The sequence below is a fragment of the Flavobacterium potami genome, from assembly GCF_020026915.1.
In the GTDB taxonomy this organism is placed as follows: Bacteria; Bacteroidota; Bacteroidia; order Flavobacteriales; family Flavobacteriaceae; genus Flavobacterium; species Flavobacterium potami.
Genome location: NZ_JAINUY010000009.1, coordinates 23,784 through 37,069, shown reverse-complemented (window position 1 = coordinate 37,069; position 13,286 = coordinate 23,784). Strand labels below are relative to the sequence as shown.

At 34.3% G+C, this 13,286-nt stretch carries 6 protein-coding genes; all 6 read left to right on the top strand.

All coding sequences use genetic code 11. The features are described 5' to 3' along the window. Nucleotides 1–81: 81 nt before the first annotated feature. The 6 genes from K6T82_RS21975 (at nucleotide 82) to K6T82_RS21950 (ending at nucleotide 13,278) form a co-directional block, all read left to right on the top strand. Nucleotides 82–891 carry a DUF5995 family protein gene (locus tag K6T82_RS21975; protein WP_223710732.1) on the top strand — a complete coding sequence of 270 codons (810 nt, stop codon included), beginning with the start codon at nucleotides 82–84 and terminating at the stop codon, nucleotides 889–891. A gap of 358 nt (nucleotides 892–1,249) precedes the next feature. After that, nucleotides 1,250–3,418, top strand: coding sequence for an alpha-N-acetylglucosaminidase (locus K6T82_RS21970; protein ID WP_223710729.1), 2,169 nt, complete (start codon nucleotides 1,250–1,252; stop codon nucleotides 3,416–3,418). Nucleotides 3,419–3,696: 278 nt separating this feature from the next. Continuing rightward, nucleotides 3,697–6,708: a SusC/RagA family TonB-linked outer membrane protein gene (locus tag K6T82_RS21965; protein ID WP_223710726.1), complete on the top strand. Its 3,012-nt coding sequence runs from the start codon at nucleotides 3,697–3,699 to the stop codon at nucleotides 6,706–6,708. A gap of 18 nt (nucleotides 6,709–6,726) precedes the next feature. After that, a complete protein-coding gene (locus K6T82_RS21960) occupies nucleotides 6,727–8,334 on the top strand; it encodes a RagB/SusD family nutrient uptake outer membrane protein (RefSeq protein ID WP_223710723.1) in 1,608 nt (535 codons plus the stop codon). A gap of 335 nt (nucleotides 8,335–8,669) precedes the next feature. Next, nucleotides 8,670–10,982 carry a GH92 family glycosyl hydrolase gene (locus tag K6T82_RS21955; protein WP_223710720.1) on the top strand — a complete coding sequence of 771 codons (2,313 nt, stop codon included), beginning with the start codon at nucleotides 8,670–8,672 and terminating at the stop codon, nucleotides 10,980–10,982. Between the two features lie 22 nt (nucleotides 10,983–11,004). Next, nucleotides 11,005–13,278: a GH92 family glycosyl hydrolase gene (locus K6T82_RS21950; protein WP_223710716.1), complete on the top strand. Its 2,274-nt coding sequence runs from the start codon at nucleotides 11,005–11,007 to the stop codon at nucleotides 13,276–13,278. The last annotated feature ends 8 nt before the right edge of the window (nucleotides 13,279–13,286 follow it).

Genomic DNA, 13,286 nt, shown 5'->3' with positions numbered 1-13,286 from the left:
AAAATATTCTATATATTTATTCTGTTGATTGTTAGTGTGTTGTTTTTTGTTTATTAATAAAATTTATTAAATCTTTCTCTTATGACACCATATGTACCTGCCAATACGATTAAAGAAGTTTTGTCTTGTTTGGAAGCAATTATTACCGAAGCAGAAGCAACAAACAGCAGACTGGGCTATTTTGCTGCTCTATATCATAAAGTGACTTTAAAAGTAGATGAAGATATTCAAAACAGACTTTTTGAGAATCCTGAAAGATTGGAATTACTCGATGTTTTGTTCGCAAATCGATATTTATATGCTCTTCATGAATGGAAGATTGATAAAAATAGTACAAAGGTTTCAAAATCTTGGAAAATCGCTTTTGAAAGCAGTGAAAATTCGTCCATATTAATTCTGCAGCATTTATTTTTAGGAATGAATGCGCATATCAATTACGATTTAGGAATCGCTGTCAAAGAAGCCAACGATAATGGTTGCAGTATCGATGAGCTTCGAAGAGATTATAATGCGATAAATAATATTCTGTCTTCATTAACGTATAGTGTCATTAATAAATTAAATATAGTTTCTCCGCTAATATCGCTCATTGGCTTAACGGGAAATAAATCGAATTCTTTGCTCGTTCAGTTCAGTTTGGGCAATGCTCGTGATGGTGCATGGTGTTTTGCAACCGATTTAATAAGTAAAGAGAAATCCGAAAGCGAAACTTTTATTAACCAAAGAGATTCTGAAATGGAACAACTGGGTGCATTATTGATCACGAATAAAGGATTACTGAAGATTGGTGTTTTTTTTATTCATTTATTTGAATGGCGAAAAGTCAATAAAATAATTGGAGTTTTATCTTCTAAAAAACCTTATTTAAAAGAAATCATTAAACCATCCTGATTCAAATAGATATTCTTTAACAACTATTTTATAGATAAAAAAGAGCTTCAATATTATTGAAGCTCTTTTTGTTCGTATTATATTTTTTTTCTAAAAAGCCAATAAAATCGGTACTTAAGACACATATGGATAATCTGTCTATTCTTTTGAATAATCTGTCCATCTCTATAATTCACATTCTAAATAATTTTATCTTCAATTCAAAACTCAATTATTGGGTTTGAAAAACAAAAATCACGAGGTTTATTGATTAGTAAATATTTTGTTAGTTTTTATTAGTTAGGGAGATTAATTCGATGTTTAATCTCCCTTGTTTTTTGTTACAAATAATATGTTATAATTTATTAAATAGGAGAATATGAAAAGAATGAATTTTGAAATCGTAAATGGCGATTTCTTAAAAGCGGTTATGCTCATTTTTGCATTCCTGCTTTTTGGAGGCAAAGGATATTGCAAAAGCGATGAAAGAACTAAAACGGCATCAGAAGTAATAGAAAGATTGATTGGTAATCGTGCCAATGAATTCGAATTAACCATTATCGAAAACAAAAACGAACATAAAGATTGGTTCGAAATTGAAACAACGAGCAATCTTGTAAAAATTAAAGGCTCAAATAATACTGCAATTTGTTATGCAGCTTACAATTTTCTGAGAGATATAGGAGCCGCAATAGTAAGCTGGGAAGGAAATAAAATTAATCTACCGAAAACATGGCCTAAATATGCAAAAAAGGGAGACACGCCTTTTGAATATAGAGAATACTTAAATGCTTGTACATTTGGTTACACAACTCCTTGGTGGGACTGGAAGCGCTGGGAGCAGGAAATTGACTGGATGGCCCTTCACGGAATTAATCTTCCAACAGCAATGGAAGGTCAGGAAGCGGTATGGCAGGAATTGTGGAAAGAATATGGTTTAACAAAAAATCAGTTGGAATCTCATTTTGCCGGACCAGCATTTTTACCTTGGCAGCGTATGGGAAATATTAATAGTTTAGAAGGACCTCTACCACAAGAATGGTTTGTTAAAAAAGAAGAACTTCAAAAGAAAATTCTGGAAAGAATGCGAGCGTTAGATATGCATCCAGTTGTACCTGCTTTTAGCGGTTATGTTCCTAAGGCTTTCGCCGAAAAACATCCTGAAGCGAAAATCACTGAATTAAAATCTTGGTCAGGCGGAGGTTTTGCGAGTACTTTTCTACTGGATTCAAAAGATCCGCTTTTTAAAAAAATAGGGAAACGTTTTATCGAAATTTATACCAAAACGTACGGAAAATCTAATTTCTATCTGGCTGATTCTTTTAACGAAATCGAACCTCCAGTATCTGAGCATAATAAATATGAAGAACTTTCTAATTACGGAAGTGCTGTTTACGAAACTATAAATGAAGCAGCTCCTGGTGCTACTTGGGTAATGCAGGGATGGCTTTTTGGAGACAATAAAGAATTTTGGACCAAAGAAGCAACAAGCGCATTTTTGAGTAAAGTTCCAAATGATAAAGTAATGGTTCAGGATTATGCCAATGATAGATACAAAGTTTGGGATAATCAGGAAGCATTTTATGGAAAACAATGGACTTACGGTTATGTACATAATTATGGAGGATCAAATCCTGTTTATGGAGATTTAAGTTTCTATAAAAATGAATTAACGAGTTTATTGAAAAATCCGCATAAAGGAAATGTTGTAGGTTATGGTGCAATGCCGGAAGGTTTAAATAATAATTCGATTGTATATGAATATATTTATGATCTTCCGTGGAGTAAAGGTGAGCAGCCTGTAAGCGATTGGTTGACTAAATATTTAAATGCGAGATATGAGAAAACAACCACTAAGCCAGTTTTTCAGGCATGGGAATTATTGTTGCAATCTGTTTATAATGTAAAATACTGGGAAACAAGATGGTGGAATGATAGGGCTGGAGCGTATTTGTTGTTCAAACGTCCTACTGCAACCATTACAGCATTTAAAGGAAATCCAGGAGACAAGAAAAAACTAAAACAAGCTTTGGATATTTTAAGTAAAGAAGCGAAGAAATATGATAAAAACAATTTTATTCAGTACGATTTAATAGATGTTTCAAGACATTATTATTCTTTATGTATTGATGAAGAGTTGATGGAATGTGTAGGAGCCTATCAGAAAAAAGACATTGCAAAAGGAGATTTATTATTCAAAAAGATAGAAAAACAAGTTTTGGAAATTGATTTAATGATGACAGGACAACCATTAAATAATGTAGACCAATGGGTAAAATCGGCTTCGGATTATGGAGATACACCAGCAGTTTCTAAGTTGTATGCAAAAAATGCTAAAACATTGATTACACTTTGGGGCGGAGAAGGTCATTTGAATGATTATGCTTCAAGATCCTGGAAAGGAATGTATAAAGGTTTTTATTGGCCGAGATGGAAAATGTTTCTGGAGGCATTCAAAAAATCGGCAATCAATAATGCGCCTTTTGATGTAACAAAAGAAAGAGAATTAATTAAAAATTGGGAAATTAATTGGACAGAAAACAATTAAAAAAAGACTTACCAGATAATTAATACGTATATAAAGAAAATTTAACACAATACTTAAACCACAACCTTAAACCGCGCATAAAATATGAAATGAAATCTTTACGAAATCGATTAATTAATAAGTTTTTAACTATATAATTTTTCAAAAATAACCTTGAAAACCCTTGCCGTTGTTGACTTTATAGAAATTATCCATGTTTATGAATAACTTGTCCATTTGTTAACATTTCTTTAGCACTAATTTCGGCAATACTATTTAACCAATTAACCAATTTCACAATGGAAAAACTTAAACTTTTATTATTAGCCTTCTTCTTTGGCTTCTCAATTAATACTTGGGCACAAAAAACAGAAGTGTCCGGTGTAGTTTTAGATGACAAAGGCATTCCTCTGCCAGCCGCGAACATACTCGAAAAGGGTACAACAAATACTGTAACGACAGATTTTGATGGGAAATTTAAATTTTCAGTTTCAAATAAAAATGCAGTATTAGTAATTTCTTTTATTGGATTTGATGATCAAACTTTAAAATTAGACGGAACAAAGTCTAATTATTCAATTAAATTACAATCTACAACAAACAATCTTGAACAAGTTGTTGTAGTTGGATACGGAAAAGGATCTCGTAAAAACCTTACCACTTCTGTGACTTCTATTAAAGCAGAAGAATTAAATAAAGGTGCAATTAGTGATGTTGGACAACTTTTACAAGGTAAAGTTTCTGGTTTGAATATTTCATCAAGTGGTGACCCAACAAAAACGGCTTCGGTAGTATTACGTGGGGTTTCTACATTAAACAGTTCTCAAGGTCCGTTTTATGTAATTGATGGTATTCCTGGAGTTGATATTTCGGTAATTTCTCCAGATGACATTGCTACGATCGACGTTTTAAAAGATGCAGCTGCAACTGCAATCTACGGTAACCGTGCTGCAAATGGAGTTATCATGGTAACTACTAAAAAAGGAAGTAAAGGAAGAACTCAAATTGCATACAATGGATATGTTGGTTTTGAAGAAGTTTCAAACAATCTGGATATGATGAATGCAGATCAGTTGAGAGCTTTTACAACTAAAAACAATTTGAACTTTACTCCGGAAAATGATAAAGGAGCAAACACAAACTGGTTAAAAGAAATTATGAGACCAAACCGTGCAGTATCTACTAGTCATAATTTATCTATGAGTGGAGGTGGAGATCACGGAAGTTATACAGCAAGTATTACGTCTCTTAACAGAGAAGGTGTAATGTTGAAAAGTGATTTTTCTCGTATCATAGCACGTTTATCTGTTGAACAATTTGCTTTTGATGATAAAGTGAAATTCGGCTTAAATGTTACCAATTCAAAAACAGATTACCAAAACGTACCACAACGTAATACAGTACTGTTGCAAGCAGCAAGTTATCTTCCGGTTTCTCCAGTTAGAAATGCAGACGGGAGTTTCTATGAAAATTTTGTTAGCCCAGGATATTTTAATCCAGTTGCCTTGATTGAACATGGAACAGATGAAACTACAACAAATAACCTTGTTGGTAATCTTACAGCAGAAGTAAAACTGCCATTCGGAATTACATATAATTTGAATTTAGCGCACCAAAAATTAACTACATCTCATGGTGAATTTTATGACAGCTATTATTCACAATATAATAGTGCCAACTTCTACAACAACCCAGATCCACCTTTGACAAAAACTTTGGTAAACTTTGGTGTAAATGGTTCTGCTTTAAGAAATTCATATGAAAATACAAACAACATTATTGAGAGTTTCTTTACTTGGGATAAAACTTTTGGATCTCATAAAATAAAAGCTGTTGCAGGTTATTCTTGGCAAGAAAATACATTAGGTGATGGATTTCAGGCTACAACAACAAATTTTCCTGTAGACAACGTAGGTTACAATAACCTTGCTTTAAGTAATTATACTTCTGTGAATGGTTATGTGGTTAACTTTGGAGATAGTAAAGCGTATCAAAAAACACTTTTAATAGCTTATTTTGCTCGTTTAAACTACAACTATAAAGACAAATATCTTTTACAGGGATCAATCAGAAGAGATGGTGGTTCTATGTTTGGAAAAAATAATCAATGGGGTTATTTCCCTTCTGTTGGTGGAGCTTGGAGAATCGACAAAGAAAACTTCATGAAAGACCAAAATTTCTTTAGCGATTTGAAACTTCGTGGAAGCTGGGGTGTAACAGGAAACTCTTCTGGATTTAATGCTTACACAGCACAATTTATTTCTGGAAGTTTAGGAACTTTCTATTACAACGGACAGCAAATTGGAGCTTACGGACCAAATCAGGCTGCTAACCCAGATTTGAAATGGGAAAAAACAGCGACAGCAAACATCGGACTTGATTTCTCAATCTTGAAAGGAAAAGTAACGGGTTCTATTGATGTATACGACAAGAAAACAACAGATATGATCTTCAACTACAATGTGAATCCGGTATTGGTACCAGTAGGAACAATTGTAGCAAACGGAGGAACAATGAATAACAAAGGTATCGAACTTAGTTTGAGCACAACTCCGGTTAAAACAGCAGATTTCAGCTGGACAACCAATTTGAACTTGGCACATAATAAAAATGAGATTGTAAAATTAACTAGCCCATTCTTTGTTGGTGGAGATTCTATTCGTCGTGTTCAGCCTGACGGAGGTGGACAAACAGGAAGTACGTTACAAATTTTTAAAGAAGGAAAACCATTAGGACAATTCTTTACACTGAAATATGCAGGTAAAAATGAAAATGGGGTTTCTCAATATTATGACAAAAACGGTAATTTGACAACTACACCTCAAATTGGAGTAGATTATCACTACGCAGGAAGTGCACAGCCAAAACTTTTATTAGGATGGGGGAATAATTTTCAATACAAAAAATTTGATTTGAGTATTTTCTTCAGAGGAGTTTTCGGAAACAAAATTTTCAATGCAACTCGTGCCGATTTATTCCGACCAAGTACAGCAATGACCAATAATATTTTAGTTGACGCAGGAAACGAGTCACCAAACGACCTTAACTCTTATAAATATTCTGATCGTTTTATTGAAGACGGTAGTTATTTAAGATTAGACAACATGACTTTAGGATATAATTTTGGTAAAGTCGGAAGGTATATAAATAATATTCGTATTTACCAAACGATTAACAATGTGTTTGTTATTACCAAATACACAGGAATTGATCCTGAGGTAGAACAAGGAGGAACAGCTCCAGGAGTAGATTCTAATAATTTCTATCCAAAAACCAGAACATATATGTTTGGTTTAAATGTGATCTTCTAAAAATTAAATGCAAAAATTATGAAAAAGATATTAAAATATTTAGGTCTCCCAGTTCTTTTAGCTGGTTTAGTATGGTCTTGCGATGATCTTGAAGTGCCTATTACAACTCAGCTGACACCTGAAGTTTATCCTCAGAATTCAACACAATATATTCAAACAACAGGACCAGTTTATGCAGCCTTTCGTGGAGATTTTTCATTTTCTTGGTGGTGGTCACAGACGCTAACTACTGATGAAGCTATTTTGCCTGCACGTGGAGGAAACTGGTTTGACAATAGAGGTTATGCTTGTCAGCATTACCATGATTGGACACCAGACAATGGAGTTGGTCCTTGGGATTGGGCAGAAAAAGTTATTGGAACCGCTAATCAGACCATCTCAATTTTAAATACTGCGATGCCAGCTGGAGCAGAAAAAAGAACAATGATTGCTGAATTAAAAACAATGCGTGCCATTTCTTATTTTATGATGATGGATTCATACGGAGGCGTGCCACTTGATACAGTATATGGAGATTTCAGTTCTAAACCGAGATCGAGCCGAATCGAAGTTTTCAATTTCATAGAAAAAGAATTGAAAAGTGCAGTTCCTAATTTAAATCCCGCATCTGGAATTTCTACTTATGGTAGACCAAATAAACAGACGGCTAATGCTATGCTTGCCAAATTATACTTAAACGCAGAAGTCTATACAGGAACACAGCGAAATGATGATTGTATTGCGGCTTGTGACGCGGTAATTAATTCAGGTTTGTATCTAATTGAGCCTAGAAGTACTTATCTTCAGATGTTTTATCCGAATAATGGTCCAGCTATGAAAGAATTCATTTTTGCTGTTCCTTATGATCCTACAGCTACATCAGTAGGTTACAATGGTCAGATGTATCATGCACGTTATGATGTGCCTCGTTCTGAAAGAGCAAAATTTGGTCTTCCGTTTACACCTAGTGCACCTAGAAGTACTTTACCATCATTTTATGCTTATTTTAATGATGCTACAGATATTCGTAACAAACAATGGCTAACTGGATTGCAATACATGAATGATGGTGTTACTCCTGTAATGGTTACAACAACAAAAAAAGGATATGATCAATTCTATACTGGTTCAGATGGTGGTGCGACTTACACGTATCAGGTAAACTTAACACCAGATGTTGTACTTCGCCAGAATCCAGCTTTATTTGACTGCGGAAATGATGAAATTGCGTGGAATATGGGTTACAGAAACATTAAGTTCTATCCTGATGCAACATCAACAAACCGTAACCAAAATAACGACGTGCCTTTTTTACGTTATTCAGATGTTATCTTAATGAAAGCAGAAGCGATCTTACGTGGAGGAAACTCAACTTTAGGACAAACTCCAGTTGCATTGGTTAATATGGTTCGTTCGAATCGTACAACATCGGCAGCATGGACAAGTGTAACATTAGAAGAACTTTATCAAGAAAGAAGCCGCGAATTTGCTTGGGAAGCATGGCACAGAAATGACATGATTCGTTTTGGTAAATATGAAGGACAATGGGGGTTCAAAACTAATGCAGATACGTATCGTCGTATTTTCCCTGTTCCAACTTATGCAAAAGTGCTAAATCCTGCTTTGGATCAAAATCCTGGCTACTAAGATTAAAGCTTAATTAGAACGCAAATAGTTAATTTAATATTGATTTATAAAAAGGAGAGGAGATTCAAAATTCTTCTCCTTTTTTTCAAATGAAAACTGGTTTTTTCAGTTGCTCGTGAGAATCAGTTCAGTTTATTTTTTTTGAATGAGAACAAAGCTTAATTGAATGTGGTTTCGGAAAATTGAATGAAAAATTAAGCTTTGTAACATTCTGTTAAATTATCATGAGAATATGTTAAAGTCCATATTTCTCTGGTACTTTTTGTGCCCATTGTGTTCGATTTAATGATAAGTAAACACAAAAAAAAACTTTTTAAACTATTATTGCCATATACATGGAATTAAATAAAATCTCAAAAATAGGACGTATCGTAATAAGTTTAACCCTTATTTTTTTAGTGTCATGCAACGCCCAAAAATCAGTTTCTTCAAATAAGAAACAAATCTCAGATATGGTTTACCCGTTGTTGGACACTGAAAACTCAAGATGGTTTTACTTTTCATCTGCAAGTCGCCCGTTTGGAATGGTAAATTTAAATCCGGATACTGAAATTAAAGGCGATTGGGGTGGTGGTTATAAATATACTACAGATACAGTTAAAGGTTTTAGTCATGTTCACGAATGGCAGATGTCAGGGGTATCTGTAATGCCTGTAACAATTTCAGCTCAAAATAAAGCAGCTATCTTTAAAGACTTTTATTCTAAATTCAGTCATCAAACAGAAACCATTACGCCTGGATATCATTCGTTGCGTTTAGATCGCTATCAAATACAAACAGAATTAACCAGTACGGCAAGGGTTGGTTTTCATAAATATACTTTTCCTTCTAAAGGGCAAAAAGGAATTCTTTTTAATTTGAATACCATTTTGGGACCTTGCGAAAACACAAACGGCAAATTAGAAAAATATAATGACTATGAACTTTCGGGGTCGTTGGTTTTAAGTGCCAATTTTAGACGTCCAAAACCATTAACGGTATATTTTAAAGTCAAAACAAATATGGCGATTGCTTCTGTAGAACGTGATCAAACAACCGGAAATTATTTGATTCATTTTAATGAAAAGGATCAAACACTATTAATGAAGGTTGGAATATCCTACACTTCAATAGAAAATGCCAACATCAATATTTCAACCGAATTACCAGGTTGGGATTTCAATAAAACAGTTGCAGACTCCAAAAAAGAATGGAGCGATTTATTAGGAAGAATAAAAATTGAGGGAGGAACTGCAACCGACCAAAGAAGATTTTACACTGATCTGTGGCATGCATTGCAAGGGAGAAAAAAGATCAGTGATGCAAATGGATCCTACCCTGATAACACGGGGGACACATTCAGGGTAGGACATTTACCTTTAAACGCAGATGGAAAACCAAAATTCAATCATTACAATTCTGATGCTTTTTGGGGCGCACAATGGACAATCAATAATTTATGGGGATTGGTATATCCTGAAATTATGGAAGAATTTGTGTATTCGCTTATGCAATATTACAAAGATGGCGGCTCTATTCCACGTGGACCTTCGGGAGGAAATGATACTTATGTTATGACGGGAGCTTCGGCAACACCATTTATTGTAAGCGCCATTCAAAAAGGTATTGTAAAAGAAGATTTAGAAACCATTTATGTTGCTTTGAAAAAAGGACATATGGAAGGCGGAATTATGGCAAAAGCAGGCTATGAGCACAATACGAGTATTGGTGGTGGATTAAAATATTATTTAGAAAAAGGATTTGTACCGTATCCGCTTCCTGATGGCAATTTCGGAAGTCATGAAGACGGAGCAAGTCAGACATTAGAATATGCTTATCAGGATTGGACTTTGGCGCAATTGGCAAAAAAACTACATCATGAAGAAGATTATAATTATTTCATGAAAAGGTCAAAAAACTATCAAAATGTATTTGATGCGTCGATTGGCTGGATCCGTCCAAAGGATGTTGAAAGAAAATGGAGAGAAAATTATGATCCGTACCAATATGAAAATGGATTTATAGAATCAAATGGTGCACAATCAACTTGGTTTGTACCTCATGATATTCTTGGTTTGGCCAATTTAATGGGAGGTAAAGAGAAGGCCGTAACAAAATTAAACGAACAGTTTGAAGCTGCTAAAAAACTAAAATACACTTCTGGTACATCGCATGATGCAGAATTGCATCCAGAATTTAGTAGAATTCCGGTAAACTTTGGAAATCAGCCTTCTATGCAGACTTCAAATATTTTTACAATTTTAGGAAGACCAGATTTAACGCAATATTGGACTAGAAACGTAGTCAAAGAAACTTTCAGCGGATTATCGCCAGCAACAGGTTACAACGGAGATGAAGATCAGGGGTTAATGGGAAGTTTGAACGTTTTGCTAAAATTAGGGTTGTTTCAAATGAACGGAGGAACAGACAAAGATGCCGTTTATCAAATTGGTAGCCCAATCTTCAACAAAATTTCAATTGATTTAAATCCGAAATATTATTCAGGAAAAACATTTGTAATCAAGGCTCAAAATAATACTGCTGAAAATGTGTATATAAAAGACATCAAATTCAACAACAAAGCAGTAAAAGATTTTACGCTGTCTCATCAAGATATTACAAATGGAGGAGAATTAATTTTAGAAATGTCAAGTACATCAAATCCCTAAATATTAAAGAAAACAACATTAAATGAAAAATCCTAAGTCTATCATTTTTTTAGCGATAAGCTTTCTATTTGCCGTCGAAAATTACGCCCAGAAAACTGTTCATCAATACGTTGATCCAATGATTGGTTCAGAAGGAGTCGGTAGAGTTTTTGTAGGTCCGTCTTGTCCTTACGGAATGGTAAAACCAAGTCCAGATTGTACTTCCAGTCCTAATAGTGGCTGGCTGCCAATGCCAAAAGAAGTAACAGGTTTTAGTCAGATTCACGTGAGTGGAACGGGAGGAGGCCCAAAATACGGAAACATTCAGATAATGCCGTTTTCTGGAGCTTTAGACAAAATGGATCAGACTTCTTTTAGAACAGAAGAAAATGTAAAACTGGGCTATTATGAAACGGTTTTCAAAGAAAACAATATTAAAACTGAAATAACAACAGGCGAGAAAGTATCTTTTTACCGATTTACATATCCAAAAAATAAATCTAAAGAGTTAAAAATTGATCCAGGATTTTTCTTGGGCGAAGAGAAAATTCCTGATGCACGAGAAGCACAACAGTTTGTAGGTTCTCAAATCGAAATTGTTTCGGACACAGAAGTTAGAGGTTATAGCAGAATTAGAGGAGGATGGAATAACGGTCGTGCTTATACTGTGTATTTCTGGGCAATTTTCGATCAGCCGATTGCGAAATATGTGACTTTTAAAGATGGAAAATTTTATAACAATCAAAAAGCGCAATTCGATTCAGGAAAGAAGACAGGAACTTTACTGTCTTTTGGAAGTACTGGAAAAGAAGAGCTAAACGTCAAGATCGGAATTTCATTTTTAAGTGAATTAAAAGCAAAAAACAATATTGAAGTTGAAATTCCGCATTGGAATTTTAATAACGTTCTGGTTGCATTGGAAAATAAATGGGAAAATTTATTGAACCGAATTCAGCTTTCTTCAGATACTTCAGAAGAATATAAAAAAATGTTCTACACAGGTTTGTATCACACCATGATTATGCCGGTAGACAGAACAGGAGAAAATCCGTTGTGGACAAACGACGAGCCTTATTATGATGATTTTTATACCATTTGGGACACATTTAGAACTTCAAGTCCGTTAATCACGTTGATTGATTCTAAGCGTAAAGTTGAAATAATCAACGCGATGCTGAACATTTACAAACGTGAAGGTTATATGCCCGAGGGAAGAAGCGGAAACGATAACGGAAGAACACAAGGAGGATCAAACGCAGAAGTTGTAATTGCGGATGCTTTTGTAAAAAACTTAAAAGGAATAGATTATGAGTTAGCACTTCAAGCAATGCTCAAAGATGCTACAGTTCCACCTGGAGGAAATGAGGAAAAAGAAGGAAGAGGAGGATTAATCGATTATTTAAAATTAGGTTATGTTCCGTACGGTACTGATCGTGCAGGAAACAGAACAATTGATTATTCATACAATGATTACAATATTGCTGTTGTTGCAAAAGGTTTAGGAAAAACAGAATTGTACAATCAATACATGAAACAAGCCGATAACTGGCAAAATTTATGGCGTCCTGATTATGAAAATAACGGATCAAAAGGATTCATTATGCCAAAAGATGCAAATGGGAATTGGTTGGATGATGTTGTTTTCGGAGAATCAAAAATTCAAAAACCAACCTTTAAATATACGCCAGTCATTATCGAATCGCCTTGGTATGTTTGCCATTGGTGTGTTTTCTTTTACGAAGGAAATTCATGGGAATATTCATTGAGCATTCCACACGATGTTCCAGAATTGATTAAAAAATCAGGTGGAGAAAAAGCTTTTGAAAACAGGTTAAATACTTTATTTGATTCAGAATTGTACAATGTTGCCAATGAACCATCGTTTTTAACCCCTTGTTTATATCATTGGATAGGAAAACCGTATTTGAGCAGTGACAGAATTAGAACAATCATTAAAAGCAGTTTCAATACCAAACATGACGGTTTACCAGGAAATGATGATTCTGGCGCAATGTCTTCTTGGCTGGCTTTCCATATGATGGGATTGTATCCAAATGCTGGGCAGCCTTATTATTTGATTAATACACCGCTGATTAAAGAAACAGTTGTAAAATTAGAGAATGGTAAAAGTTTCAAAATCACAACTAAAAAAATGAGTGATACAAACAAATACATAAAATCGGCTACTTTAAACGGAAAAACGTACAATAAAGCGTGGATTATGCACGATGATATTAACAACGGAGGAGAATTGATTTTAGAAATGGATTCAAAACCTTCTTCTTGGGGAACAACAATTTTACCACCAAAAAAATAAAAGGATAA